The organism is Streptomyces zagrosensis (genome assembly GCF_014203645.1).
GTDB classification, from domain to species: Bacteria; Actinomycetota; Actinomycetes; order Streptomycetales; family Streptomycetaceae; genus Streptomyces; species Streptomyces zagrosensis.
In genome coordinates, this window is sequence record NZ_JACHJL010000019.1 from 97,456 (window position 1) to 123,804 (window position 26,349).

21 protein-coding genes are annotated in these 26,349 nt (G+C 71.3%); 16 read left to right on the plus strand and 5 right to left on the minus strand.

The window, feature by feature from the left end:
• Positions 1–58: 58 nt before the first annotated feature.
• The gene (locus FHS42_RS28490; protein WP_184577209.1) at positions 59–826 is read left to right on the plus strand and encodes a 3-oxoacyl-ACP reductase; all 768 of its coding nucleotides are present in this window, start codon (positions 59–61) and stop codon (positions 824–826) included.
• Positions 827–990: 164 nt separating this feature from the next.
• On the plus strand, positions 991–2,091 hold the full coding sequence (locus tag FHS42_RS28495; RefSeq protein ID WP_184577062.1) for a DUF2510 domain-containing protein: 1,101 nt from the start codon (positions 991–993) through the stop codon (positions 2,089–2,091).
• Between the two features lie 219 nt (positions 2,092–2,310).
• Here FHS42_RS28495 and FHS42_RS28500 read toward each other — a convergent pair whose 3' ends face one another.
• Positions 2,311–3,525: an alanine racemase gene (locus FHS42_RS28500; protein ID WP_184577065.1), complete on the minus strand. Its 1,215-nt coding sequence runs from the start codon at positions 3,523–3,525 to the stop codon at positions 2,311–2,313.
• A gap of 682 nt (positions 3,526–4,207) precedes the next feature.
• Here FHS42_RS28500 and FHS42_RS28505 point away from each other — a divergent pair.
• The 4 genes from FHS42_RS28505 to FHS42_RS28520 all read left to right on the plus strand — a co-directional run bounded on the left by FHS42_RS28505 (position 4,208) and on the right by FHS42_RS28520 (position 8,258).
• Positions 4,208–5,233: a hypothetical protein gene (locus FHS42_RS28505; protein WP_281392888.1), complete on the plus strand. Its 1,026-nt coding sequence runs from the start codon at positions 4,208–4,210 to the stop codon at positions 5,231–5,233.
• A 125-nt stretch (positions 5,234–5,358) separates the two neighbouring features.
• Complete coding sequence (mycP, locus tag FHS42_RS28510; RefSeq protein ID WP_184577215.1) at positions 5,359–6,525, plus strand: type VII secretion-associated serine protease mycosin; 1,167 nt, start codon at positions 5,359–5,361, stop codon at positions 6,523–6,525.
• 60 nt (positions 6,526–6,585) lie between these two features.
• The gene (locus FHS42_RS28515) at positions 6,586–7,338 is read left to right on the plus strand and encodes an SseB family protein (RefSeq protein WP_184577068.1); all 753 of its coding nucleotides are present in this window, start codon (positions 6,586–6,588) and stop codon (positions 7,336–7,338) included.
• 194 nt (positions 7,339–7,532) lie between these two features.
• Entirely contained in the window at positions 7,533–8,258 is a 726-nt protein-coding gene (locus tag FHS42_RS28520) for an MIP family channel protein (protein ID WP_184577071.1), read from the plus strand.
• A 162-nt stretch (positions 8,259–8,420) separates the two neighbouring features.
• On the opposite strand, the gene FHS42_RS28525 is transcribed toward FHS42_RS28520, so the two are convergent.
• Positions 8,421–8,804: a DUF1844 domain-containing protein gene (locus tag FHS42_RS28525; RefSeq protein ID WP_184577073.1), complete on the minus strand. Its 384-nt coding sequence runs from the start codon at positions 8,802–8,804 to the stop codon at positions 8,421–8,423.
• Positions 8,805–9,481: 677 nt separating this feature from the next.
• Here FHS42_RS28525 and infC point away from each other — a divergent pair.
• The 10 genes from infC to FHS42_RS28575 all read left to right on the plus strand — a co-directional run bounded on the left by infC (position 9,482) and on the right by FHS42_RS28575 (position 21,183).
• Entirely contained in the window at positions 9,482–10,132 is a 651-nt protein-coding gene (gene infC, locus FHS42_RS28530) for a translation initiation factor IF-3 (protein ID WP_312867079.1), read from the plus strand.
• Positions 10,133–10,256: 124 nt separating this feature from the next.
• Entirely contained in the window at positions 10,257–10,451 is a 195-nt protein-coding gene (gene rpmI, locus FHS42_RS28535) for a 50S ribosomal protein L35 (protein WP_184577076.1), read from the plus strand.
• A 99-nt stretch (positions 10,452–10,550) separates the two neighbouring features.
• The gene (gene rplT, locus FHS42_RS28540; protein WP_184577077.1) at positions 10,551–10,934 is read left to right on the plus strand and encodes a 50S ribosomal protein L20; all 384 of its coding nucleotides are present in this window, start codon (positions 10,551–10,553) and stop codon (positions 10,932–10,934) included.
• A 257-nt stretch (positions 10,935–11,191) separates the two neighbouring features.
• Complete coding sequence (locus FHS42_RS28545; protein WP_184577080.1) at positions 11,192–12,037, plus strand: TrmH family RNA methyltransferase; 846 nt, start codon at positions 11,192–11,194, stop codon at positions 12,035–12,037.
• 358 nt (positions 12,038–12,395) lie between these two features.
• The gene (locus FHS42_RS28550; protein WP_184577218.1) at positions 12,396–13,523 is read left to right on the plus strand and encodes a sensor histidine kinase; all 1,128 of its coding nucleotides are present in this window, start codon (positions 12,396–12,398) and stop codon (positions 13,521–13,523) included.
• 191 nt (positions 13,524–13,714) lie between these two features.
• On the plus strand, positions 13,715–14,851 hold the full coding sequence (gene pheS, locus FHS42_RS28555; protein ID WP_184577084.1) for a phenylalanine--tRNA ligase subunit alpha: 1,137 nt from the start codon (positions 13,715–13,717) through the stop codon (positions 14,849–14,851).
• Positions 14,851–17,388: a phenylalanine--tRNA ligase subunit beta gene (gene pheT / locus FHS42_RS28560; RefSeq protein WP_184577086.1), complete on the plus strand. Its 2,538-nt coding sequence runs from the start codon at positions 14,851–14,853 to the stop codon at positions 17,386–17,388. Before pheS ends, pheT begins: the two co-directional genes overlap by 1 nt.
• Positions 17,389–17,745: 357 nt before the next feature.
• Positions 17,746–19,050 (plus strand): PP2C family protein-serine/threonine phosphatase, encoded by a 1,305-nt coding sequence (locus FHS42_RS28565; RefSeq protein WP_184577089.1) that lies wholly within the window; start codon positions 17,746–17,748, stop codon positions 19,048–19,050.
• 205 nt (positions 19,051–19,255) lie between these two features.
• The gene (locus FHS42_RS28570; RefSeq protein ID WP_184577092.1) at positions 19,256–20,593 is read left to right on the plus strand and encodes an NsdA family TPR-like regulatory protein; all 1,338 of its coding nucleotides are present in this window, start codon (positions 19,256–19,258) and stop codon (positions 20,591–20,593) included.
• Positions 20,594–20,652: 59 nt separating this feature from the next.
• Entirely contained in the window at positions 20,653–21,183 is a 531-nt protein-coding gene (locus FHS42_RS28575) for an NUDIX hydrolase (RefSeq protein ID WP_184577095.1), read from the plus strand.
• Between the two features lie 301 nt (positions 21,184–21,484).
• Here the strand turns inward: FHS42_RS28575 and FHS42_RS28580 are convergent, their stop codons facing one another.
• The 3 genes from FHS42_RS28580 to FHS42_RS28590 form a co-directional block, all read right to left on the minus strand.
• Positions 21,485–21,742, minus strand: a complete 258-nt coding sequence (locus tag FHS42_RS28580; protein WP_184577098.1) for a hypothetical protein — start codon at positions 21,740–21,742, stop codon at positions 21,485–21,487.
• Positions 21,743–22,260: 518 nt separating this feature from the next.
• The gene (locus tag FHS42_RS28585) at positions 22,261–22,797 is read right to left on the minus strand and encodes an RICIN domain-containing protein (RefSeq protein WP_184577100.1); all 537 of its coding nucleotides are present in this window, start codon (positions 22,795–22,797) and stop codon (positions 22,261–22,263) included.
• Between the two features lie 227 nt (positions 22,798–23,024).
• Positions 23,025–25,898, minus strand: a complete 2,874-nt coding sequence (locus tag FHS42_RS28590) for an AfsR/SARP family transcriptional regulator (RefSeq protein WP_184577102.1) — start codon at positions 25,896–25,898, stop codon at positions 23,025–23,027.
• Positions 25,899–26,349 lie beyond the last annotated feature (451 nt).

Sequence of the window (26,349 nt, forward strand, 5' to 3'; positions counted from 1 at the left end):
CTCGTCCGCCGTTTCGGCCGCTGCGTCGGCGGCGCCGTCCACCGCCGAGCAGGCTCCCGTGTGCCGCCGGCTGGTGGCCCGTACCGCTGTGATCACCGGCGCGGGCAGTGGCATCGGCCTGGCCACCGCTCGCCGCTTCGCCTCCGAGGGCGCACGGGTGGTGTGTGCCGACATCGACGAGCGCGCGGGCCAGGCCGCCGCCGACGAGGTCGGCGGCCTCTTCGTGCACGTGGACGTCACCGACCAGGAGCAGGTCGAGGCGGCGTTCAAGGCCGCGTACGACACCTACGGCTCGGTGGACATCGCCTTCAACAACGCCGGCATCTCACCGCCGGACGACGACTCGATCCTCACCACCGGGCTCGACGCCTGGCAGCGGGTGCAGCAGGTCAACCTCACCTCTGTCTACCTGTGCTGCAAGGCAGCGCTCCCGTACATGCGACAGCAGAGCAAGGGCTCGATCATCAACACGGCCTCTTTCGTCGCCGTCATGGGCGCGGCCACCTCGCAGATCAGCTACACGGCATCCAAGGGCGGCGTGCTGGCCATGTCCCGCGAACTGGGCGTGCAGTTCGCCCGCGAGGGCATCCGGGTCAATGCCCTGTGCCCGGGCCCGGTGAACACCCCCCTGCTCAAAAAGCTGTTCGCCAAGGACCCGGAACGCGCCGCCCGCCGCCTGGTGCACGTGCCCGTTGGCCGCTTCGCTGAGCCGCAGGAGATCGCCGCCGCGGTCGCCTTCCTCGCCAGCGACGACGCATCGTTCGTCAACGCGGCACAGTTCCTGGTGGACGGCGGGATCGCCGGGGCGTACGTGACCCCCCTGTGACGCCTACAACCGCCCGTAACCGTCTGCGACGCTCGCCGGCCGCGCGGGCGAAGGACCGGGCCCCGGGGCGTCGCGCACGCCAGCGACCACCCCGGGACGGGCAGTTGATGCGGCCCGCGACGCTGCACCGCGTACGGGCATGGCCATAGGGTGACGGTGTGAGCATGACGACACCTCCCGGCTGGTACGCCGACCCCGACCACCAGGGCCCCGCGCCTGCCCCGGAGCGCTGGTGGGACGGGGCCGCGTGGACCGAAAGTCGCCGCGGCGCGCCATCGGTGCACGACGCGCAGACCATGCTGTCCACCCCGAGCGCATTGAGCCCGCCACCGGCGCCACCGGGCGCACCGCCCTACGGTCAGCCCCCGCAGCAGCCCCCCGGGTTCGCGCCGGGACCGGCAGCCGGGGCACCCTACGGCCCGCCCATGCCGGGAGCAGCTCCCGGTTACCCCGGCGGGTACCCCGGTTACCCCGGTGGGCCCGACGCCGGCGGCCCGCCGCCCGGACGCGGGCGGCGCAACGCGGTGGTTGCCACGGTGGGCGCCTTCGTGGTCGCCGCGATCGTCGCGGGCGTGGTCGTCCTTGGCGGTGACGATGGTGGGGGCGACGACAGCAACGAGGCAGGCCAGCCCAAGCCGTCATTCACCGTGCCCACCCCGGAGGAGAGCGGACCCGGCGGCGGCACCCCCACCGCGCCGAGCCAAGCCGGGGACCGGGCCACCGACCCGGCGAACAGCATCAGCGTGCCCGTCTTGAGCCAGTGGACGGCGAACCCGCCGAACGCGGTGGGCCTCGGCATCACCACCTCGCCCTACCCCTGCCCCGACGACACCGCATCGACCTGCGTACGCGGTGGCGTCTTCTCCTTCGGCACGACCGGCAAGGGTTATCGGGCCACCACCGCCGAGGGCATAGCCAAGGAGGACATCGAGCGCAATGCCGAGGACTCCTACGGAGCGGGCCCGGGCGGCAAGCGCGCCGCGTACGGCGGCCTGAACGGACACGAGGAGCTCAAGGCGGAGCCGGTGACCGTCGCGGGCCAGTCCGGCTACCTCGTCCGCTGGAAGGCGGACACCAAGAAGGGCGACGACGGCTACGTGCAGTCCATCGCCTTCCCCGAGCCCGGCCAGGCCGCGGGCGGCCAGCAGACGATGGTCATCGTGCGGTTCGGCTTCGACGTCAGTGCCTCAGCCCCGCCGCTGTCGGCCATGGACGAGATCGTCCAGGGCATCGAGCCGGCGGCAGGGGACGGCGAAGGGGTCTGACCAACCGAACAAACCGAACAAACTGAACAAGGGGTCTGAACACACGGCGCGGGCCAGGCCGCGGCGCGCCTCCATCACGCGCCCGCCCCGGCCCGCGCGCCGGCATTCCAGGGCCCGCGCGCCAGCGCTCCGAACCCGCGCGCCTGCCCGGCCCGCGCGCCAGCGCTCCTGGCCCCACGAAGACACAAAAGACACAACAGGCCGCAGCAGGCTCCAGGCTCAAACAAACGTGTGGCCTTCGCCGCGGTACGTAGGCACCGTGTCCACCACCCGCTCGCCATCGATCAACTGCACCGCGGCAAAGCGCTCGCACAACTCCCCTGCCTTCGCGTGCCGGAACCACACCTTGTCCCCGATCAGCAGATCGTCCGCCGCCGCGCCGAGCAGCGGCGTCTGCACCTCGCCGACACCCTCGTGCGGGTCGTACCGCAGCCCGGCCGGGAAATGCGGCACCGGCAGCCGGTCGGCGCCCGCGGCGCCGGACGCGGGGTAGCCGCCACCCAGCACCGTCACCACGCCAACGCCGGGCCTGCGCACCACCGGTAGCGCGAACAGCGCAGCGGGCCGGCCGCGGAAGGACGAGTAGTGGTCGAATAGCCGTGGCACGTACAGGCCTGAGCCCGCGGCGATCTCCGTGACCGCCGCTTCCCTCGCCGTGTGCTGCACGCTGCCCGTGCCGCCGCCGTTCACGAACTCCAGGTCGGCGACCTGCCGCACGGCCCGTACCGCCGCCGCCCGGCGACCGGGCAACTCGCGCCGCGCGGCGGACTGGAGCAGCCGGATCGCCCGGGAGCGCACCGGATGCCCAGGGACGGCGTCCCCGACACCGGCGATGTGCCCCTCGTACGCCATGAGACCCACGAGCCGAAACCCGGGCCGCGCCGCGACCAAGCGGGCCAGCGCCACCAGTTGGGCGGGCTCGCGCAACGGTGAGCGCAGCGCCCCTATCCGCAGCGCGCCCCCCAGCAGCCGCAGCGAGGTGTCCCACTCCAGGCACACCCGCACCTCTTCGGTGCCGCCGCGCACGGCGTCGATCGCATCGAGCTGCACCGGGTCGTCGATCATCACCGTCACGGTGGCGGCCAACTTGGCATCGCTGGTCAGCGCCGCGTAGCCGGCGCGGTCGGCGGACGGGTAGGCAAGCAGCACATCATCGAAACCGGATCGGGCCAGCCACAAGGACTCGGCGAGCGTAAAGCTCAGCACGCCGGCGAAACCATCCTGCCGCAGCGCCCGCTTCAGCAGCGCGCGGCAGCGCACCGACTTGGTCGCCACCCGGAGCGGCTTGCCCTGCGCCCGCCGCACCAGGTCCCGCGCGTTGGCGTCGAACGCTTGCAGGTCGACCACCGCGAGCGGTGCGTCAAGATGGGCGGTAGCCCGGTCAAGACGGGCCCGATCAACGCTCGGGGACGACCGGTGGGACCAATGGGGCATAGACGCAGCTTGTCAGAGGTCATTACCGCTGGGTAGTAGGGCGCCCGGTGCGGACGGTGCCCGCTGCCCCGTAGAGTGTCGCGCACGCCATGACTGGCAGGTCAGCGGCGTGCTGTCCGGATACGAACCGGCCTGTCCCGAAAGGCGATCGGGCGGCTCGGTCGAAGCGGGTGTCGAAGGGTGCGAGGGGGTGCAGGTGGGCACCGACGCGGAGTACGCACGCGCCTCCCGCCCCACCCCACCGCACCCCCGCCCGCTCCCACCTCGGCCCACCACCCCGCCCCGAGGCTCCGTTGCCGCGTCGCCAGGGCCCGCCGCCCCCTCGGTTGGCGGCCCGTCAGGGGCCGCGAGTACGCCGGGTCATCCGTCGAACGCCGCTGCTTCGCCCCGTACTCCGGGTCTGGCAGAGGCCCCGGGGGAGCCGATCGTGACCGACCCGCCGGCGGTCGCCGGGCCGCTGGTGGCGCCGCCACGTCCGCTGACACCTCCGGGCCGCCCTCCCGCACCACGGCCACCGGTGCCAAGGCCCCCGCTGGCGGAGGCCGCCGCCCCACCGCCGTCCGTGCCGCCGACCGCGCCCGTCCCCCCTTACCCCGCCAAAGCCCCGGCTCCGGCCCCCGCGGTACCCCCGCAACCGCCGCCTCGGCCAGCAGCGCTCCCAGCACCCGCGCCCGCGCCGCCCATGCCGCCCCCACAGCCGGTGCTGCCGGTGCCGCAGCCCGCGCCGACCGTGCCGCCCGCTGCCTCGACGCTGCCGCCGCCGCGTCAGGCCCCGCCCAGTGCGACGAACACCGGGGCTCAGAACCGCAGTTCAGCACACCGGGACAGCACATCCGCCAGCACGCTGGACAGGACGCCCGATGGTGCCGCGGCGTACGAGACAGCCATTGATCTGCGCCTCCTGGCCGACCAGGCCGCCGCTTACGGTCCCCGCCCGCGGCCCGGCCGTCGAGCGCGCGGGCCGGCGCGGACGGTGGTCGCCGTCGTCTGTGCGGTGCTGGGCATCGGACTGCTCGCCGGCGCGGTGCTGGGGAGTTGGTTCAGCCGGGACAGCGACGGCGCGCGGACGGCCGATGAGTTCGAGCACGCCCGCACCCTGTGGCGCAGCGCGCCCGTGGACACGTTGTTTCCCCGCACCTTGCGCGGCCCGGGTGCTGGACCGGGCGGGGCCGACCGGACGTGGACGCGGATCGCGGTCGCACCAGACAGCCGCTGCGAGGGGGCGTTCGACCCGCTGCTCGCCACCGCCCTGTCGCCGGTGGGCTGCCAGCGCCTGCTGCGTGCGACGTACACGGACGCCACCAGCACCAGCGTCACCACGGTCGGCCTGGTCATCACGCGTTCCAACGCGGCCAAGATGCAGACGCTAAAGGAGCGCTTCCGTGCGGAACGGCTGGGCCAGCGCGGCGACCTGCTGCCCAGGTCGTACGCGGCCGAAGGCACCGTCGCCGAGGACTTCGGCGAGGCGCAGCGGGCCAGTTGGCGGCTGAGCGTACGGACCGACCTTCCGCTGATCGTGTACGCGGTGACCGGTTTCGCCGATGGCCGCAGCATCCGCAAGCCCGAGCCCGCGGATCGGGCCGCGGCGCGTGGGGCAACCACCGACCCGGCCCAGGCGGGCCTTGGGCATGACGCGAGGGGCATTGCGGCCGGTGTGGAACGGGCGTTCCGCAAGGCCGTGGGCACCGCCGTACAGGGGGAGAGATGACCGTGCGAGCGCAGGCCCCGGCCGGCCCGGAGCGCTGCGGGCCGGCGCGGCGCGCCGCGCGTTCCCCTCGGCTACGGCGCATCACCCGCACCGCGCGCCGTCCCCTCGTGAGAGGGCTCGCCGCGATGGCCGCCGTGGGCTCCCTCGCGGCTCTCGCGCTGCTTCCGGTCGCACCAGCCCAGGCAGCCGATGGCATCAGATCCCAGGAATGGGCGCTGGATGCCATCCACGCCCCGGACGCCTGGCGGACGACCAAGGGCGAAGGCGTGACGGTCGCCGTGCTCGACACCGGAGTGGACGCCGAGCACCCCGACCTCAAGGGGCAGGTGTTGCAGGGCAAGGACATGATCGGGTTCGGCGCTGACCGCGGTGACCCGTCGTGGGCCCGACACGGCACCGCGATGGCCGGGATCATCGCCGGCCGCGGCCATGGCCTGGAGGGCGACGACGGGGTGGTCGGGGTCGCACCTAAAGTGAAGATCCTGCCGGTGCGGGTGATCCTCGAAGAGGGCGACCCTGCCAGGAAGAAGGCCCGCAGCGCACGCGGAGCCGCGCTCGCCGAAGGCATCCGCTGGGCCGCCGACCACGGCGCCGACGTGATCAACCTCTCGCTCGGCGACGACAGCGAGTCGGCGCACCCAGAACGCCGTGAGGACGCCGCGGTGCAGTACGCGCTGCGCCAGGGCGCCGTGGTCGTGGCGTCAGCAGGCAACGGGGGTGAGGAAGGCGACCGGGTCTCCTACCCGGCCGCGTACCCCGGCGTGATCGCCGTGACCGCCGTGAACCGCTACGGCAGCCGCGCCGCCTTTTCCACCCGCCGCTGGTACGCGACGATCTGCGCGCCCGGCGTGGACGTAGTCATAGCCGACCCCAACCGCCGCTACTACCAAGGCTGGGGGACCAGCGCGGCGTCCGCATTCGTCTCCGGTGCCGCCGCGCTGGTCAAGTCCGTGCATCCAGACCTCAGCCCGGTGCAGGTCAAGCGACTCCTGGCGGAGACCGCGCAGGACCGGCCCGAAGGAGGCCGCAACGACGAGATCGGAGCGGGCATGGTGGACCCGGCCGCCGCGATCAGGGCGGGGGGACGGCTGGAGGCCAAGGCCCAACTCCCCGCGCCCGTTGGCTATCCGGACCGCTACTTCGGCCGCGGGCCGGGGCCCATGCGAGCGGACGGCACTGACGAGGGGCCGAACCGGTTGGCGCTGACGGCCGGGTTCGCGGGGGCGACGCTGGTGCTCACGGCGGTGGTGCTCTGGCGCGACCGCAGAGCGGCTCCCCCCGGCTCCGCCTGACCGCCGCCCGCCCCACAGGCCAGCGCGATCGCCCCGGGCGGCCCCCGGTAGCCTCGACCCGTGGCGCTCAAGAACATCCCTGACCCCGGTTTCTCCGACGACGACGGCTCAGCCGATCAGCGGCTCGCCGCGGCGCTCGCCGCCTGGGCCGCCGACCCGGCCGCCGAGCCGCGCGTGCTGAGCGCGTTGGCAGGGGCGCGGCTTTTGGTGCCGGTGGTCGCCATGCTTGGCGAGGTGGAGGAGGTGCCCACCGCGGACGGGGGCACGCTGCGCCGGGAGAAGACCAGCGACATGGCCGTCCCCACGCTGGACGCGCCCGGCGGACGGCGCGCGCTACCGGCGTTCACCTCCATCGATGCGCTGGCCCGCTGGCGCCCCGACGCCAGGCCGGTGGCGGTGCCCTTGCACCAGGCGCTCCAGGCAGCCGCCCACGAGAAGGCCGACACCATCGTGCTCGATCTCGCGGGCCCGGTGACCTTTCCCCTGACCGGCCCTGCGCTGCTCGCCCTCGCCGAGGGCAGGACGAGCACCGACCCGCTGGGCGATCCGGCCGTGGCGCAGGCGCTGCGCGCCGTACTCGCTGCCGAGCCGGGCGTACTGCGGGCCCACCTCGCCGCTTCGGCGGAAGCCGACGCGGACGGCACCTTGGCCCTGACCCTGGCGGCCGATGCGCCCGCACGCGAGGTGGCCCAGCGCGTCGCCGAGGCGCTCGCCGCCGATGAGGTACTGCGCGCCAGGCTCGTACGTGGACTGCACCTCGCCCTGCTGCCCGCACACGCCACCATCCCGGGCAAGCCCCTCTACGTCGCGTAGCGCGCGCCACCCTCGTAGCTCCGCAGCTCCGTAGCTCCGCTGTGGAGCGCGCGCACTCGCACCCTCGCAGCCACAGCCGCGCTCCCCTCGACGGTGCGGCAGCGCTTTCGCTGGATTTTCGGCGGGCGAAATGCCCAAAAACGCCCCACAATGCAACAAGGGCAGTTCACGATCATCCACGCAAGGAGAGCGTCATGGAGACGAGACTGGAGACGAGGACTGTCATCTCGGAGTTCATCGGGACGCTGCTGCTGGTGTTCTTCGCGGTGGGCTCCGCCGTCCTCGCAGCCGATTACATCGGCACCGTCGGCATCGCACTCGCCTTCGGCTTCACGCTGCTCGCCCTCGCCTACGCGCTCGGCCCGGTCTCCGGCTGCCACCTCAACCCGGCCGTGACGCTGGGCATGCTGGTGGCCCACCGCATCTCGGTACGGACCGCGATCGAATACTGGATCGCTCAAATGCTGGGCGGCATCGCGGGCGCGGCCATCTTGTTCCTGCTGGCCAAGCAGGTGCCAGGGCTCAAGACCAGCGGCGCGTTCGGCAGCAACGGCTACGGCGACCGATCGGCCGTGCACATCAACACCGGCGGTGCGTTCCTTGCCGAGGTGATGCTGACCTTCCTGTTGGTGTTCGTGGTGCTCGCGGTGACGCACAAGGTGGCCATGGTCGGCTTCGACGGGTTGCCGATCGGGCTGTCGCTGGCCGTCATCCATCTCGTGGGCATCCCGCTCACCGGTACGTCGGTGAACCCGGCCCGCAGCTTCGGCCCCGCGATCTTTGCGGGCCTCGACGCACTGGAACAGTTCTGGTTGTTCCTGGTGGCGCCCCTGGTGGGCGGCGTACTCGCGGCGGTCTGCCACCAGTTCACGCACCCGCGCGCGGGTGACCTGCTCGACCGAGAGCGCGCACTGTCCTAACCACCACGCCGCACACCTGCGCTCGCCCTGGCCGGCGGTGGCCCTAGCCAGCGGTGGCCCTGGCCTGAGCCGGCCTTGGCCTGCGATGGCTCTTGGCCTGCGGCGAGCCGGGCCAGACGGGAGCTTGCCGGACCGAACAGGCGTCGGTCCGGCGCCCTGCCGTCAGCCGCCGAAGACCGGCCCCGTGAACTTCTCGCCCGGCCCTTGGCCCGGCTCGTCCGGAACCACCGACGCCTCGCGGAACGCGAGTTGCAGGGACTTCAGCCCATCCCGCAGCGGGGCCGCGTGGTAGGAGCCGACCTCGGTGGCGCTCGCGGTCACCAGGCCCGCCAGGGCGGTGATCAGCTTGCGTGCCTCGTCCAGATCCTTGTGCTCGGGGGACTCCTCGGCGAGCCCCAGGTTGACCGCGGCAGCGCTCATCAGATGCACCGCGACCGTCGTGATCACCTCGACCGCGGGCACGTCCGCGATATCGCGGGTCATCGTGTTGAAGTCCGGGGTCTCGCCCGGGTCCGGGTTCGGCTGCTGGGCGTCGGCGTCGCTCATGGCTCTCTCGTCTGTCGGGGGTCGTCTGTCAGATTGTTTGGCTGGCGGGTGCTGGCTGTCAGGTGCCGGCTGGCGGGTGCCGCCCCCGAACGCATGGCACGGTGGCCGTACGCGCGGCGGTGCGGTTGGTGGTCCCATCGATGGTCCGTACGAATCGTACGAGTAAAGCCCCAGCCCACCCCGCCTGCGTGGGTGTGGAACCTCCACGCAGGGTGGCGCGCGTCCACTGGCTCGCCCGATGGGGCCTGGCGCTGAGGAGGTCGGTCCATGGCGGTGGCTGACGCCGGCTAATGCCGGCTCACGGGGAAACGGCCGCTGAACAGTGGTGGGCGGCAGGGGGTAGCGACGGGCGGCGGCCGTGGCGCGGTTGGTGTAGTCTAGAAAGCGACCGGCTGGACATTCGTATGCCCAGCCCACAAGTGGAGGCTCCGACTCTCCCACCTGGCTGGCCTTTCGGGCTAGCGGGTCCCCGGTCTGGCAGGGCCCGTCGTTCCGTACGGACGACGTGGAGCTGTCTGATGCGCCCCGCGGTGACTCCGCAGCGGTGCTCCGGAAGTGAGGAGCCCGCCTGTGTCCCGTTTGGGGCGTTTTGTGCGTCTCGACGTGGTGGTCACACCGAAAAATGACGTTACGCGGCTGTCCGCCAGGCGGCCGTGTGGTGCAACTGAGGAGGCCCCATCAGCGCCGAGCCCCGCATCAACGACCGGATTCGCGTCCCCGAGGTGCGACTCGTAGGTCCCAGCGGCGAGCAAGTTGGCATCGTCCCGCTTGCTAAGGCCCTGGAGCTTGCGCAGGAATACGACCTCGATCTGGTTGAGGTCGCGGCGACCGCACGTCCGCCGGTCTGCAAGCTTATGGACTACGGAAAGTTCAAGTACGAGTCGGCCATGAAGGCCCGTGAGGCGCGCAAGAACCAGGCGCACACGGTCATCAAGGAGATGAAGCTCCGGCCGAAGATCGACCCGCACGACTATGACACCAAAAAGGGTCACGTCGTTCGGTTCCTCAAGCAGGGCGACAAGGTCAAGATCACGATCATGTTCCGTGGTCGCGAGCAGTCCCGGCCGGAACTCGGCTTCCGACTGCTTCAGCGGCTCGCGGAGGATGTCCAGGACCTCGGTTTCATTGAGTCGAACCCGAAGCAGGACGGCCGCAACATGATCATGGTTCTCGGCCCGCACAAGAAGAAGACCGAAGCCATGGCCGAAGCCCGTGAGGCGCAGGCAGCTCGCAAGGCGGAACGCCAAGGCACCTCGGACGCGCCCGCTGAGCAGCAGTCCGCTGAGCAGTCTGTTGAGCAGCCCGCCGAAGAGCCGGCCGAAGCCTGATCGTGGCGGCCTGAGCCCGAGGCCGCCGCCCCCGGGGCCCGCCCCGGAATTCCCTACTGAACGAGCTGACGCTCCCGCATGCTTCCAGGCCGCGGAGCGCCCCCGACGAGGAGAGAACGGCGACATGCCGAAGAACAAGACGCACAGTGGTGCCAGCAAGCGCTTCAAGATCACCGGCTCCGGCAAGGTGCTCCGCCAGCGTGCCGGTCGCCGCCACCTTCTCGAGCACAAGCCGTCCACGCTGACGCGCCGCCTCGCAGGAACCGTCGAGCTGGCCCCGGGCGACGCCAAGAAGATCAAGAAGCTTCTCGGCAAGTGACGCCACGCCCCACTGCGGTGGGGCGTGCGTCGGAGATCGGGACCCATTCGTTTCCGGGCCGTGTGAGGTAACCGCGGCCCCGTACAAGGAGTTAATCAAGTGGCACGCGTCAAGCGGGCAGTCAACGCCCACAAGAAGCGCCGGGCAATCCTGGCGCAGGCCAGCGGCTACCGGGGTCAGCGCTCGCGTCTGTACCGCAAGGCGAAGGAGCAGGTCACCCACTCCCTCGTTTACAACTACAACGACCGTAAGAAGCGCAAGGGCGACTTCCGTCAGCTCTGGATTCAGCGGATCAACGCTGCGGCCCGTGCCAACGGCATGACGTACAACCGCTTCATCCAGGGTCTGAAGGCCGCCAACGTCGAGGTGGACCGCAAGATCCTGGCCGAGCTCGCGGTCAACGACGCGAACGCGTTCGCGACGCTGGTCGAGGTGGCCCAGAAGGCGCTGCCCAGCGACGTCAACGCCTCGAAGGCCGCCTGAGCGCTCTTCACGGCCCGGGCGTCTCACCCCACGCCGGGCCGGGCGTAAAGCCCATATCGGACCCGTAGGCGGCGACCGCCTGCGGGTCCGTGGTCTTCGCTGCCCTCCAGTGGGGTGTCCTTGGGCGTCTTGTGTGGTTTCTGCGGGGCTTCCGTTCTGCTGAGGTCTTCCCGCGCGCCCCGGCGATTCCGTCGCGCTCACGGCCCGCCCGCCCCTCTTTGGCCCCTGCACCCCCGTCCGGAAGCGAGTACCACCACATGGCGGCCCCCGAGTTGACCTCCCCGCGATCGCCGCGCGTCCTGGCCGCCCGCCGACTGGCCCGCCGCCATGCGCGGGCCAAGGAGCGCAGGTTCCTCGCTGAGGGCCCGCAGGCGGTGCGCGAGGCGGTCGTGCGGCACGGGGACGCTGGACGCGGGGACGGCGACGGCACGCTGGTCGAGGTGTTCGCCACGGTGGAGGCGGCCGAGCGGCACGCCGACATCATCGACGCGGCGCATGCCGCCGCGGTCCCGGTGCACACCGCCACCGACGCCGTCATCGGCGAGATCTCGCAGACGGTTACGCCACAGGGTCTGGTGGGCGTCTGCCGCTTCCTCGATCTGCCGTTCGCCGACGTGCTGGCCGCAAGGCCCCGGCTGGTCGCCGTGCTCGCCAACGTACGCGACCCCGGAAACGCCGGTACGGTGCTGCGCTGCGCTGATGCCGCCGGAGCCGACGCCGTGGTCCTCACCGACGCCTCAGTAGACCTCTACAACCCCAAGTCCGTACGGGCTTCGGTCGGTTCGATCTTCCACCTACCGGTCGCCGTGGGCGTACCCATCGATCGGGTGGTGCGCGGGTTGCACGAGGCAGGCGTACGGGTGCTCGCCGCGGACGGCGCGGGAGAGCGGGACCTGGACGCCGAACTGGACGGCGGGAGCATGAGCGGCCCCACTGCCTGGGTCTTCGGCAACGAGGCATGGGGGCTGCCGGAAGAGACCCGGGCACTCGCCGACGAGGTGGTGCGCGTGCCCATCCACGGCAAGGCCGAGAGCCTCAACCTCGCGACGGCCGCCGCCGTGTGCCTGTACGCCTCCGCACGCGCCCAGCGCGCCCGCCGATAGCGACGGAGGGGCTCCGCTGCGTCACCTTGACCTAGTAGTGTTACGCCCCTGAGACCCGGGAGGGGGTGCGGGGTTGGACGTCAGGGTTTCCGGCGCGGCGGCGACAACTCCGCCTGCGGCGGGGGCAATTACGCCTGTGGCGGGGGCGACACTGCCTGCGGCGGCGGCTCCGCCCCCGGCGGGGGCAACACCGCTTCCGGCGGGGACAACTCCGCCTCCGGCGGGGACAACTCCGCCTCCGGTGGGACCTAGCCTGCCACCGGCGGCGCCAACGCCGCCCGCGACTGCGTCAAACCCGTCTCCGGCTGCGTCAAACCCGCCTGCGACTGCTTCACACCCGCCTACGGCGGGACCTGGCCTGGCCAGTGAGATCGACGCCTGGGCACCCGATCTCGCCGCCCTTGGTCTGCATCCCGACGATCTGCCCGACGGCCTGATCGTCGCCGATGAATGCGGCCAAGTCACCTGCTTCAACGCCGCGGCAGCCCGCATCACAGCGACATCGGCCGCGGAAGCGCTGGGCCGTCCACTCGATCGGGTGCTGCCTCTTGAGGACCTCGAAGGGCGCCGCTGGTGGGTGCTCACCGATCCGTACGGCGGACTGGCCACCCGGGGCGGCCAACCGGAGCGCAATTTGCTGCTGCCCGGCGGACGCGAGGTGCTGGTCGCCGCGCGCTACGTACGACAGCGCCCCACCGGTCCGGTCCAGCGGGTCGTGGTCACGCTGCGTGGTACCGAGGCCAGGCGCCGTAACGAGCGCAGTCACGCCGAGCTGATCGCCACCGTTGCCCACGAACTACGCTCGCCGCTCACCTCGGTCAAGGGATTCACCGCGACGCTGCTGGCGAAGTGGGAGAGGTTCACCGACGACCAGAAGCGGTTGATGCTGGAGACCGTGGACGCCGACGCCAACCGCGTCACCCGGCTGATAGCCGAGCTCCTGGACATCTCCCGGATTGACTCGGGGCGGCTTGAGGTGCGCAGGCAGCCCGTTGATATCGCCGCCGCCGTGCGCCGGCACGTCCGGGCTCACACCACCGCTGGCCACCGCCCCGACCTCTTTTTGATCAAGGTCGTGGAGCCGCTGCCCGATCTGTGGGCCGATCCGGACAAGGTCGATCAGGTGCTGGGCAACCTGCTGGAAAATGCGGTGCGGCACGGCGAAGGAACGGTCACCATCGAGGTGACCCCCACCATCGTCACCGTCACGCCCCAGCCAGCAGGAGCCCCCGTGGAAAGCGTAGGCCAGCCCAGGACTGCCGTCACCGTCAGTGATGAGGGCGCCGGCATCCCCGAGGAGTCGATGGGGCGCGTATTCACCCGGTTTTGGCGCGGCTCCAAGCGCGGTGGCACCGGGCTCGGGCTCTACATCGTCAAGGGCATCGTCGAGGCGCACGGCGGGAGCATCACGGTCGGCCGCTCCAGCGCCGGGGGCGCCGAGTTTCGATTTACCCTGCCCGTGGGGGCCCCGGCCTATCTGGCCTGAGCAGTGCCGGGCCAGCTGGCCCGGCACCCGGCGGCCCCTACGGACCCGGTCGAGTACGGACGCCCCGTAGACTCGACCTTTGGCACCTTTGGCACCACCATCGTCGGCCGGGCCACGTGTGCTCGGCATCTGGACGAGATCGAGGCGCCGAGGCGGGGCGAAGCCACTAGCCAACGGAAGCACGGGAAGAGATGTCGGCACCCAATAAGTCCTATGACCCAGTAGAGGTCGAGGCACTGAAACCGGAAGAGATCGCCCGGATGCGGGACGAGGCACTGGCCGCGTTCGCCGCGGCCGGGGATCTCGCGGCCCTGCACGAGGCGAAGATCGCGCACATCGGCGACCGCTCGCCGCTGGCGCTGGCCAACCGCGAGATCGGCGCACTGCCCCCGCACGCCAAGGCAGACGCGGGCAAGCGCGTCGGCGGCACGCGCGCCGAGGTGGGCCGTGCGCTCGCCACGCGGCAAGAGGAACTGGAGGCCGAGCGCGACGCACGGGTGCTGGTCGAGGAGGCCGTGGACGTCACCTTGCCCGGCGACCGGATCACGCCCGGTGCCAGGCACCCGCTGACGACGCTCTCCGAGCGCATCGAGGACATCTTCGTGGCCATGGGCTACGAGGTGGCCGAGGGGCCCGAGGTGGAGGCGGAGTGGTTCAACTTCGACGCCCTGAACTTCACCCCCGACCACCCGGCGCGCGCCATGCAGGACACCTTCTTCGTGCGCTCCGCCGGCGCCGCGGACGCGGCGGCCGAGGGGGAGTCCGGCGTCGTACTGCGGACCCACACCTCGCCGGTCCAGGTCCGCTCGATGCTCGACCGCGAACCGCCCATCTATGTGGTCTGCCCGGGCCGGGTGTACCGCACCGATGAGCTGGACGCCACCCACACCCCCGTCTTCCACCAGGTGGAGCTGCTGGCCATCGACGAGGGCCTGACCATGGCGGACCTCAAGGGCACCATGGACCACATGGTCAGCGCCCTGTTCGGGGAGGGCGTGAGCACTCGGGTCCGGCCGAACTACTTCCCGTTCACCGAGCCGTCCGCCGAGATGGACATGCAGTGCTACGTGTGCCGTGGCGCCTCGGTAGGCGACCCGGACCACCCGTGCCGCACCTGCTCATCCGAGGGCTGGATCGAGCTGGGCGGCTGCGGCATGGTCAACCCGCGTGTGCTGATCGCCTGCGGCATCGACCCGGAGAAGTACAGCGGGTTCGCCTTCGGGTTCGGCATCGAACGGATGCTGATGTTCCGCCACAACGTCGAGGACATGCGAGACATGGTCGAGGGTGACGTGCGCTTCACCCGGCCGTTCGGGATGGAGATCTGATGCGAATCCCGCTTTCCTGGCTGCGGGAGTACGTGGACCTGCCCGCCGGTGAGACCGGCCGTGACGTGCAGGCCAAGCTCGTCGCCGCCGGCCTTGAGGTGGAGAGGGTCGAGCAGCTCGGCGCCGGCCTGAAGGGCCCGCTGGCCGTCGGCAAGGTACTCGCCATCGAGGTACTCGACGGCTTCAAGAAGCCCATCCGCTACTGCCAGGTCGATGTCGGCCAGGCCAACAACACGGGCGAGCCGCAGAACATCATCTGCGGCGCCGCCAACTTCGCCATCGGCGACAAGGTCGTCGTGGTGCTGCCCGGCGCCGAGTTGCCCGGCGGCTTCAAGATCGCAGCGCGCAAGACGTACGGCCATGTGTCCGAAGGCATGATCTGCTCCGCCAGCGAGCTGGGCATGTCCGATGACCACGACGGCATCATCGTGCTGCCCCCTGAGCATGAGGTGGGCACCGACGCCATCGAACTGCTTGAGCTGGTGGACGAGGTCCTCGACATCGCCGTCACGCCCGACCGCGGCTACTGCCTGTCGCTGCGCGGCGTCGCCCGCGAGGCCGCCACCGCGTACGGACTGCCGCTGCGCGACCCGGCGCTCCTCGACGTGCCCGCGCCCAACAGCTTCGGCTACCCGGTGCGCGTGGACGACCCGGCGGGCTGTGATCGCTTCACTGCCCGTACGGTCGTTGGGCTCGCGCCTGAGGCGCGCTCCCCGATCTGGCTCCAGCGCCGGCTCCAGAAGGCCGGCATGCGGCCGATCTCGCTGACCGTGGACGTCACCAACTACGTGATGCTCGAACTCGGCCAGCCGCTGCATGCCTACGACCGCTCCCGCGTGGACGGCACCATCGGCGTACGGCGCGCCACCCCCGGCGAGAAGCTCACCACCCTCGACGGCAGCAAGCGGGTCCTTGACCCCGAAGACCTGGTCATCACCGACAACAGCGGGCCGATCGGCCTCGCCGGGGTGATGGGCGGCGCCAACACCGAGATCGCCGACACCACCGAGGACCCGGCGACCGGCGAGGTCGCCGGCACCACGGACGTGGTCATCGAGTCCGCCCACTTCGACGCCGTCTCCATCGCCCGCACCGCCCGCCGCCACAAGATCTCCTCCGAGGCGTCCAGGCGTTACGAGCGTGGCGTTGACCCGCAGGCGGCATCGGCCGCCGCGCAGCGCGCCGTCGATCTGCTCGTACTGCTCGCTGGCGGCACCGCGGAGGCCGGGGTCACCGAGGTCGCCGCGCCCAGCGGGCCGCGCACGATCGACATGCGCGCCGACCACCCTGACCGGGTCGCCGGTGTCAGCTACGGCCGAAAGACCGTCGTCCGCCGCCTCCAGCAGGTCGGCTGTGACGTCAACGGCCAGGACGAACTGGTGGTCACGGCCCCGAGCTGGCGGCCCGACCTGAACGACATCAACGACCTCGCCGAAGAGGTCATCCGCCTGGAGGGTTACGCCAACCTGCCCTCCACGCTGCCCCAGCCGCCGGCCGGGCGCGGCCTGACCGAACGGCAGCGGCTGCACCGCAGGGTCGGCCGGGCGCTGGCCGGGGCCGGCTACACCGAGGCCCCCAACTACCCGTTCACCAGCGAAGAGGTCTTCGACCAACTCGGCCTCGACGCGGACGATCCCAGACGCGCCGCCGTCCGCCTGGTCAATCCGCTCACCGACACCGAGCCGGTGCTGCGCACCACGCTGCTCCCGGGGCTGCTCAGCGCGCTGCGGAGGAACGACGGCCGGGGCGAGCACGACCTCGCGCTGTTCGAGACGGGCCTGATCTTCCGTGCCGTGGCGACTGCCGCAGAGGCCGCCGCCGCGACCGTACGGCTGCCTGTGGACCGCCGCCCGACCGACGAGGAGATCGCCGCGCTGGACGCCGCCCTGCCGCAGCAGCCGCGGCGCGTCGCCGTCGTACTGGCCGGCGCTCGCGAACGCGCGAGCTGGTGGGGTGGTGGCCGCCCGGCGAACTGGAGCGACGCCATCGAAGCAGGCCGCGTCGTCGCCCGCCAGGCGGGTGTGGAGCTGATCGTCCGCCAGGACCAGCACGCCCCCTGGCACCCGGGCCGTTGTGCGGCGCTCCTTGCCATCGTGGACGGTGAGGAGGTGCTGGTCGGCAACGCGGGCGAGCTGCACCCCCGGGTGATCAAGACGCTCGGCCTTCCGGAGCGCACCAGCGCCATGGAGATCGAACTCGACCGGTTGGAGCGGGCGGCCCCCGGACCGGTGCAGGCGCCGAGCGTGTCCACCTTCCCGGTGGCCACCCGCGATGTTGCCCTGGTCGTTGGCGCCTCGGTGTCGGCGGCCGATGTCGAGGCGGCCCTGCGCTCTGGCGCCGGCGAACTCCTCGAATCGCTGCGACTGTTCGACCAGTTCACTGGCGAACAGCTCGGCGAGGGCAAGAAGTCCCTGGCGTACGCGCTGCGCCTGCGGGCAGCCGATCGGACGCTGACTGCCGACGAGGCGTCGGCGGCCCGGGACGCCGCCGTCGCAACGGCGATCGAGCGCACCGGGGCGGTGCTGCGCGGCGCCTAGTCCGCGCCGGGGGACCAGCAGGCGAACCAGCAGGGGCATGTCCCGCGCGAGATGCGCGGGACATGCCCCTTTGCGCGGGGCGATGTGGGGCAGTACCGGGTGACATGCGGCGATATGCGGCGATGCCGTGTGATGTCATGTGATGTAGGGCTGGGTTGGATATTTCTGAGCAATGTGGAGCATGTTCCGAAGCGATGCCGTGTCCGGAGCTTGCTCACTCGATGGGGTGAGAAGCGGGCCGTACCGCGTTACCTCGGAATGGATGGCCGACACAATCGTCTCGGTCGAGCCTCCCCGCAGCCTGCGGGGGTCCGGAGCCGCCCGACCGCCTTGCTGGGCTGCTAAGGGGGCCGGTGGATGGTCGAAACCAAGGCAGTGGGCGCCGTGCGAACGGCGGCGTCCCGGGGTTGGCGGGCCCTTTCGCCCCTGCTGCCCGGCCTGTGGGTGCTCGGCGTGCTGTCCTGGGAACTGGGAGTTCCCTCCGGGACGCACCTCGAACCGCTGCTGGCCGCGGCCCCGGTCTTCGCGCTCGCGGTCGGCGGCCGGCGCAGCCGGGTGTTGCTCAGCGGGCTGTACGCGCTGTGCGCCCTGGTACCGATGGCGGCGTTCGGGCCACCGACCACACCGACCACACAGAACGCGCCCCTCGGTAGCTGCGCCGCGATCGTCGTCGTGATCGCCGCCTGCTGGCTGGTCACCAGGCGCCGGCAGCGGCTGGTGCGCGAACTCGACCGGACTCGGCTGGTGGCCATCGCCGCCCAGCAGACCCTGTTGCGCCCACTGCCCCTGCGGATGGGCCACTTCGCCCTCGCTGGTGGCCAATTGTCCGCGAGTCGGGGCGCCGTGGTCGGTGGCGATCTCTACGAGGCGCTGGCCACCCCGTACGGCGTGCGGATCGTCATCGGCGATGTACGTGGCCACGGCCTGGCCGCGATCGACACCGTCGCCGCCGTGCTCGGCAGCTTTCGCGAGGCCGCGCATGACGAACCCGAACTCGCGGACGTACTACGCCGCCTCGAACGCACCCTCCAGCGCCATCTGCGGGAGCGGACGATGGCCGAGCACTCGGCCTTTGGTGGCGGCTCTCCCGAACATCCAACCGTCGAGGAGTTCGTCACCGTACTGCTGCTCGAAGTAGGGCCAGCGGGCGAGGTGATGGCCCTCAACTGCGGGCATCCGTGGCCGTTCCTGCTGGTCGGCCAGGGGTTGGGGCACCCGGTCGGGGTTGTGCGGCCGGGTCCGCACCAGCCCGGGCGGCGGGCGTTTGCGCACCGTCCGGGCTGTCCGCGGGTGCAGCAACTCGCGCCCGGCGACAGCATGCTGCCGCTCGGTATCTTCCCGCTGCCCGACCACCCGGCGCCGACCCGCTGCGTGCACCTGCTGCCGGGGGATGCGCTCGTTCTCTACACCGATGGCGCAGAGGACGCCAGGAACGCCGCCGGTGATTTCTTCCCGCTCGCCCGAGCGCTGGCCGAGGCCGTGCACGGCGGGCCCGTACATCCGGCGGCCGTGATCGCACGCGTCCAGAGCGCCCTGCTGCGGCACACCGGCGGGCGGCTCGGTGACGACGCCGCGCTGTTGATGTTGCGCAACGACCGCTGCCGGGCGGCCTCGCGGCTGACCGTGCCCGTATCGGCCGTGAGCGACGCGCAGCTTTCTTAACGCTGCCGGGTGCATCGCGGCCCTGCTGCGGGCGGACAGAGCCGGGAGCGGACAGAGCCGGGAGCGGACAGAGCCGGGAGTGGATGGCCGCAGCCGGCGGTGCATGCGTGCGGTGCGTACCCACGCGGGCAGTTCACACCCCGTGTGCGGAGGGTCCCGTTACGCTGAACTTTCCGGGAGGGACCGGGAGGCATCGGAGGGCAGCATGGAGCCCAACACCCTGCTCGACGCCGTGCTGGACGAAGCGGGCATCTCGCACGCGGCACTGGCGGCGCACGTCAACGAGGCGGGCCGGGCGCGCGGCATGGAGCTACGGTACGAACACACCGCCGTCGCCCGCTGGTTGAAGGGGCAGCGCCCGCGGGGCCAGGTCCCCGACCTCATCTGTGAGGTGCTCGGCGAGCGGGTACACCGTGCACTCACCCTTGATGCGATCGGCCTTGGCACCCCCGGCAGCCCTCGTGCGGCCTCCACACCGCTGTCCGGCTTTGTCGAACGCGCCACGGCCCTATGGCGCTCCGACGAACAGCAGCGCCCCCATGTCGTGCAAGCACCGGCCGTCACCGGCACCCCCGCCGTCATCCCGGTCTGGGAGTGGGAGAACCCGCCGGAGGACTCGGACGTCTCGCGGGACGGGCTGACCCGGGTGAGCATGACCGACATCGCCATGCTGCGCTCGGCCCGCGCCCACTACGAGCAGATGTACCGCAAGGCGGGCGGCGTCGCGACCCGCGCCCGCGTCGTCGGCTTTTTGATATCCGAGGCGGCGCCGCTCTTACGGGGCAGCTACCCGGACGCGACCGGCCGCCACCTCCATCGGGCTACCGGCGGCCTCGTCGCGGTCGCCGGAATCTGCGCGTACGACTCCGATGCGCACGGGCTCGCGCAGCGCTACTTCCACCAGGCGTTGCGGCTCGCCAAGGCCAGTGGTGACCGCGGGCTTGGCGCCTATGTCATCGCCCTGCTGGTCAACCAGTCATTGTTCATGCGGGAGTACCGGCAGGCGGTCGCATTCGCCGAATCCGCGCTGCGGGCCGCCGGCCCTCACCTCACCTCGGCCCTCGCCGCCGACCTGTACGCCATGCAGGCCAAGGCGTACGCACGGCTCGGCGATGGCCCGGGAGCGCTGTCCTGCATCCGGAGCGCGGAGAGCGCCGCCGAGCGCATCCGGCCCGGGCAGGAGCCCGACGAGACCGGCTATGTACAGCCGGGCTTGGTGAACGTGCAGGTCGCGGAGGCGCTGTTGAACCTTGGCGACCTGGACGCCGCCCGCGAACACGCCACGGCCGCGGTGGATACGCCCGCGCACGACCGGGGCCGGGTCCACCGGTTGGCGATGCTCACGCATATCGAGCTGCGCCAGGGGGACGCGGACCGGGCGGGGGCGACCGCGGTGGAAATGGCACAGCGGGCGCGTGGAATGGAATCGCAGCGCTTGCGGGACCGGCTCCGCGCGGTGCGTGAGCATCTCGTCGAGAGCGGATGCGCCGCAACTTCCGAGGCCGCCGAACTGATCGACGGGGCACTGCGCGTTCCGCTGTGAGGCAGGTGAGGCCGCTCCCGCCGAGTCGCTGCCATCTACCCGGCGGAAGGTGGCTGACCGTGCAGTGGAAAAATCTCAGGGAGCGGACCGTCTACGAGAACCCGTGGTTCCGCGTCAATTTGGCGGATGTCGAACTCCCCAATGGGCACCACCTCGACCACTATCTGATCCGGCTGCGGCCCGTCGCCGTGGCCACGGTGGTCAACGAGGCGAATGAGGTGCTGCTGCTCTGGCGGCACCGGTTCATCACGGACAACTGGGGCTGGGAGCTGCCCGCAGGGGTCGTCGAGGACGGCGAGAACATCGCCGACGCGGCGGCCCGCGAAATGGAGGAGGAGACCGGCTGGCGGCCGGGCCCCCTGCGGCACCTGCTGTCCGTCGAGCCGTCCAACGGCCTGACCGACGCCCGGCACCATATCTACTGGGCCGAGGACGCCGACTACGTCGGGCCTCCCGAGGACGCGTTCGAGTCCGATCGGCGGGAGTGGGTGCCGCTGAAGATCGTGCCCGACATCGTGGCCAGCGGTGAGGTGCCAGCCGCGAACATGGCGGCGGCGCTGTTGCTGCTGCACCACATTCGGCTGGGCTGATCCGGTCAGATTGACCCCGGGGCGGATACGGGGGCCGCCTACGGGGCGGGGCGTCGCCGTGTGCCACGGCGGCGCCCCGGTTCGTTAAGTCTCCTCCCGTCTCCTCCCGTTTGCTCCCACCTCCTCCCGTCTGCTCCCGTCTGCTTCGGTCTGCTCGGTCCTCTCCGGTCGTCCGCTCCTGTCTGGTCTCCTGCGGCGGCGGAACACCGCGTGGCCTGAGAGCGGTTGGTGGCCGCGCCCATGGCCCGGTGATGTGTCATACGGCTGCTACACCGCTGCCGTAGCGAGGACTGAACCCTGCTCAGTGGCCCGCGGCTTGCCAGATCGCGACGGCCAGCGCGCACACCCCCGTGAGCGCGGCCAAGGAGGGCAACGGCCAACGGCCGTGCTCCAACGCCCGTACTCGCTCGGTCGCAACAGTCACATCTCGGTCGTTTTGCTCGCTGCGCTGGGCGAGGAGGGCGAGTTGCCCATCGATGCGGGCAACTCCGACATCGAGATTGCGGCGAATTTCCGCGAGCTCCGCGGCTACCACGGCTTGCTCGGGCCCGGTGGTCACGCCTGTTCCCCTTCCACATGGGTGTCCGTGCGGTTGTCAACGCACTGAGCGAACCACGGTCGCGGGCGGTATGGGAGCGTGTGCGGACCGTATGCGCGGGTCCCCTGCGCGCACCCCGTGTGAATCACCCTCCGTTACCAGCCTGGCGGCCCGCATCATTGCTGGCCCCGGCGGTACCTGGGCTGCGTCGATGGCTGCTCAAGGTGACTGCGACGTACGGTGACTGGCTGCGCGAGCGCGCCAGCCTCTCTTCGAGGTTGCATAAGCGGGCTGTTGCGGCTCGCCCGGTCGGCGGGGACATCGCTGTCAGAGAGCTGCCGAGGCGACGACGCAAGGCCGGTTGGCGGCTCCGCTTAGCGGTCGTTTCTCGCACCGGTGACGTGAAAGAAGGCGGCTGCCCCTCCCGGCCCTCCAACTGGGCCCGGGCCGGAGGCAGGAAGGTTGACTGCGTCTTCCCGCCTCCGGCCCGGGAGGCCCTGCTCAGCCCGCAGGCTTTGCCGCGTTGGGCGAAGCTTCGATCAGGCGAAGCGGAACTGCTGGTTGCGTTGGTTCAGGCACTTGTACTGGATGATCCGTGCGCCGGGGTCCTCGTTGTTGTTCTTCACGTCGAGGCACTTTTTATTGGCGAAGGCGCGCATGCGCACCGCGCCGGACGAGCTCTCGACCCTGAACTTCTGGTTGGCGCTCCCCTCACAGCGGTACTGGATGATCGGTGTTCTGTCATCGCTGCTCGCGTTCGCCACGTCAAGACACTTCCTGGCGGAGGTGCGAATTTCGTAGCGTCCGTCAGAGGCCGGCACGAAGGTGAACTTCTGGTTAGCGGCTCGGCTGCAGGGCTGTTGGATGGCCAACGCTCCGTCGTCGCTGTCGTCGGTGACTCCCTTCACCGCGATGCACATGTCGATGTCGCCGTTGAACGTCTTGATTCGAGTCTCGCCGGACGGTGGGGCGGACACTTCGACGGCGTGCACGGTGGCCGACATGCCCCCCGTGGTGGTGGCGGCCGTTACGGCGGCGATGGACAACCAGCGCAGGGTCTTGGTGTGAACGCGCATGACGCTTCCCCTTGTTGAGGTCTTCCGATGTGCCGCCTACAGACTCGGCTCCATATAGGTATGAGAAACGGAGAATTATCGGGATTCACCCGTTCGGTCCCGCGTGAGCGCAGTGGCCGTATCACCGCTGACAGGTCGCTTCGAGCGGGCGCTCGACCCAGAAAACGCGCTGTGCGCGTGCTGCCGTGCGCCCCGCCGATGGTCGTGCGTCGTCCGGTGCTTGGCCGTCAGGACAGTGCCGGGGTGCGCAGTCGCCACACTCCGGGGCGCACCTCAACGCCACTTGGCTGCGCCCAGTGTGCTTCCTGTTCCCCGCCGCATCCGCTCGGTGGCACCGCACGCAAGGTGCGCAGCGCGCGGCGGGCGTACGCCTCAAGGCGTCGGTCGCGGAGCGCGCCGGCCAGCTCCAGGCACTCACCGAACGACCGCACCGCGGCGTCAACATCCCCGCTCTCCAAGGCCACCAGCGACAGCGCACGCAGCGCGTCGTACCGACCGCGAATGTCCACCGGCGTACTGACCACGGACAGGGCGGAGTTGAGCAGCCTGACCGCCTCGTCTAACCGGCCCGAACCGAGACTGAGTTCGGCCAGGCCCACCAAGGTACGGCCGTACTCCTTGGCGTCGGTGACCTCCCAGGCGGCGAGTCGCGCCCGCTGGTAGCACTCGCGCGCTTCTTGAAGATCGCGCCGCTGCCAGGCCAGGTCACCCAAGGAGCGCAGCAGCCGCGCCTCGGCGCGCCGGTCTCCGCAGTGGTGCGCCGCGTCGAGGGCGAGTGTGTGCGTGGTGAGCCAGTCGTCCCAGGCGGCACACGTCTCAAGGCCACAGCTCATGCTGTCCACGAGCCGAATCGTTGGCCGCCACAGCCGTGCCGCGTGTGCTGCGACCGCGACGGCCACCAGAGTGGCCTGCTCGGCCGCGAACCAGTCCAGCGGATGGTGCCCCACGGCGCTGGCATGCCAGGCCGGGCCGGCCTCCGCCGGCCCGGGCGGGGGGTAGCCGATCGGGCCGGGGCCGGCGGGAGCTGGGGCAGCCCCGATGCCGGACCCAACGCCACGGCCGCGCCCCAATAGCAGGGACAGGCCGTGGTCGTTCTCAGCGGGCCGTCTCGCGTGCCCAGTGGCGTTCCGCCGGCTGTCGCTGCCATGGGCGCCGCCGCCGCCGTGGTCGCTCGCGCCGCCGTCGTAGCCCTGCGCACGGGCGTACGCTCCATCGCCGCCGCGCCGTCCAGGAGCCAGCAGCGCGTCCGCGTAGGCGGCGGCGTCCGCGCACGCGTCGCCCATCCGCTCCGTCGCGGCCCGTACCGCCGCGGGGGATTCGTCGGCCACCAGTTCCACGGCGAGCAACCGCAGCAACTCGTGCAGCCGATAGCGGCCGGGCCTGGTGTCGGCGGCCCCGGCGGCCTCCAGCAGTCGGGCATCGACCAACGCCTCGATGAGCTGCTGCGCCTCCCCCGGGGTCACCCCTAGGACGGCCGTCGCCAGCCACAGTCCGAACGCACCGGGCGGCAGGAGCCCCAGGAGTCGAAAGGCACGCCGCTCGGCCGGCGAAGCCGCGCGGTAGGCGGCGAGTAGCGCGTCTCGTACGGCGAGGTCACCCACGGCCAGCTGCGACAGCCGGCCGCCCTCGTCGGCCAGCCGGTCGGCCAGCACCGCGGCCGTCCAGTGCGGCCTGGCGCTGAGCTTGGCCGCGGCAATGCGCACCGCGAGCGGCAGCGCGCCGCACAGCTCCACGATCCGAGCCACCGCCGCCGGCTCCTGCACCGGGCGCGTCAGGGCCGCTGCCACCTCGAACATCGCACGCGCCTCGTCCGGGTCCGGCACGCGCAGCAACACCGGTCGTACGCCGCTCAGCCCGGCGGGTAACCGGCGGCTGGTGATCAGCGCGGTACTGCCGGCGCCGGTCGGCAGCAGCGGTCGCACCTGAGCCTCGCTGGCCGCGCTGTCGAGGATCAGCAGCATGCGCCGACCGGCGAGCAGCCGCTGCACCAGGTCGCACAGCTCCACGGGATCGGCGGGCAGCGGGCCCGGCACATCGGCCCGGCGCAGCAGCCGTTCCATCGCCTCGGTCGGGGACAGCGGCCCCCGGCCGGACGGGTGCAGATCGAGATAGATCCGCCCATCCGGGAAGACTTCGGCGGCGCGGTGCGCGGCCTCCACGGCAAGGGCCGTCTTGCCGACCCCGGCGGGCCCGGCGATGGCGACGCAACTGCCCGCCGGTGCACGCCGCAACCACCGCTCGACCTCGGCGAGCGCGGCGGTACGCCCGGTGAACGATGGGTCGGCCGCCGGCAAACCCACGGCCAGCCTCCTTGGCAGCAGCGCGCTCGACGGCGGCGCTGCCGCCCGGCCCGAGACCAGCAACTCCGGGTCGTCACCGAGGATGCGCCGGTGCAACCGCTGCAACGGCGGGCCCGGCTCCGTGCCGAGCTCATCGATCAAGGTGCCGCGCAGACTGGCGAACACCTGGAGCGCCTCGGCCTGCCGCTCGGCCCTGAACAGCGCCAGCATCAGATGGGCGTGCAGTTCTTCGCGCAGCGGATGCTCGCTCACCAGGGCCCGTAACTCGCCGATGAGTTCATGGTGCCGACCCAACTGGAGGTCGGCGCGTATGCGCTGCTCCAGAGCCGAGGTACGTACCTGCCACCCCCAGGTCGCGGCCCCGCCCAGCAGCGCGCCGTGCGGGGTGTCGGCGAGCATCGGCCCGCGCCACAGGGCCAGCGCCCGGCGGTGCAGATCCGATGCCGCCGCATAGTCCCCGTGCTCAAGGGCTCTGTGGCCCCGGTCGTGCAACTCCTCGAACTCCGTGAGGTCGAGTTGCCCCGGTTGCGGACGGAGCAGGTAGCCGGGGCTTTGGGTGACCAGCGCGTCGCGCCCGTGCCGTGGGTCGGCGGCCCGCAGGGTCTTACGAAGGTGGGAGACGTAGACCTGGAGGGTGGCGGTGGGGGTACGCGGCGGTGCGTCGCCCCACAACTCGTCGGTCAGGGCATCCACGGAGACCACCCGGTGGGCGCGCACCAACAGGCTGGCCAGCACGATGCGCAGCTTCGCGGCGCGCGGCGTCAGCACCCGCTCCTCGGGCGGCTCGCCCGTCACTTCCATCGGTCCCAGTATCCGGAACCTCATCCCGCCCCGTGTTTCCGCCCGTTGAGCGACCGGTTCAGCGGGCCAGCCAGTGACATGGTCAGTTCGGTCCCGCCCCCGTACCCGAACGGCTTCACCATAGGTCCCTTGCCTCGCCCGGCGTGAGGTGGGCGGACCCCTAAGCGGCCCTTAAGTCGCGGGACCTAAGTGCTGCTTAAGCCGGTGCCCCGACCATCGGAGCCCGTCAGCGAGGCAGTGGGACGCTGTCCGTCGAGCTGAGCCGATGCGGGAGGGATCGCGTTGACCGAGCCGTCGCTCGCCCACGGCCGTCGCCGCATCGACCGCTGCCGCATCGACCGGCGAAGAGCCCGTTCCTGACGGCAGGGTGGGCCCAGGGGCCTTGGGGGCGACGGTTCCCGTCGGGAACGATCTCGGCCCGGCGGTCATCCTTGCAGGCGTATCCGTACGC

What these genes read in the sequence shown, in the direction of transcription:
- FHS42_RS28495 (WP_184577062.1), top strand. Translation starts at nt 991, where the DNA reads ATGACGACACCTCCCGGCTGGTACGCCGACCCCGACCACCAGGGCCCC.
- FHS42_RS28500 (WP_184577065.1), bottom strand. Translation starts at nt 3,525, where the DNA reads ATGCCCCATTGGTCCCACCGGTCGTCCCCGAGCGTTGATCGGGCCCGT.
- FHS42_RS28505 (WP_281392888.1), top strand. Translation starts at nt 4,208, where the DNA reads ATGCCGCCCCCACAGCCGGTGCTGCCGGTGCCGCAGCCCGCGCCGACC.
- mycP (WP_184577215.1), top strand. Translation starts at nt 5,359, where the DNA reads ATGGCCGCCGTGGGCTCCCTCGCGGCTCTCGCGCTGCTTCCGGTCGCA.
- FHS42_RS28520 (WP_184577071.1), top strand. Translation starts at nt 7,533, where the DNA reads ATGGAGACGAGACTGGAGACGAGGACTGTCATCTCGGAGTTCATCGGG.
- FHS42_RS28525 (WP_184577073.1), bottom strand. Translation starts at nt 8,804, where the DNA reads ATGAGCGACGCCGACGCCCAGCAGCCGAACCCGGACCCGGGCGAGACC.
- rpmI (WP_184577076.1), top strand. Translation starts at nt 10,257, where the DNA reads ATGCCGAAGAACAAGACGCACAGTGGTGCCAGCAAGCGCTTCAAGATC.
- FHS42_RS28545 (WP_184577080.1), top strand. Translation starts at nt 11,192, where the DNA reads ATGGCGGCCCCCGAGTTGACCTCCCCGCGATCGCCGCGCGTCCTGGCC.
- pheS (WP_184577084.1), top strand. Translation starts at nt 13,715, where the DNA reads ATGTCGGCACCCAATAAGTCCTATGACCCAGTAGAGGTCGAGGCACTG.
- pheT (WP_184577086.1), top strand. Translation starts at nt 14,851, where the DNA reads ATGCGAATCCCGCTTTCCTGGCTGCGGGAGTACGTGGACCTGCCCGCC.
- FHS42_RS28565 (WP_184577089.1), top strand. Translation starts at nt 17,746, where the DNA reads ATGGTCGAAACCAAGGCAGTGGGCGCCGTGCGAACGGCGGCGTCCCGG.
- FHS42_RS28570 (WP_184577092.1), top strand. Translation starts at nt 19,256, where the DNA reads ATGGAGCCCAACACCCTGCTCGACGCCGTGCTGGACGAAGCGGGCATC.
- FHS42_RS28585 (WP_184577100.1), bottom strand. Translation starts at nt 22,797, where the DNA reads ATGCGCGTTCACACCAAGACCCTGCGCTGGTTGTCCATCGCCGCCGTA.
- FHS42_RS28590 (WP_184577102.1), bottom strand. Translation starts at nt 25,898, where the DNA reads ATGGAAGTGACGGGCGAGCCGCCCGAGGAGCGGGTGCTGACGCCGCGC.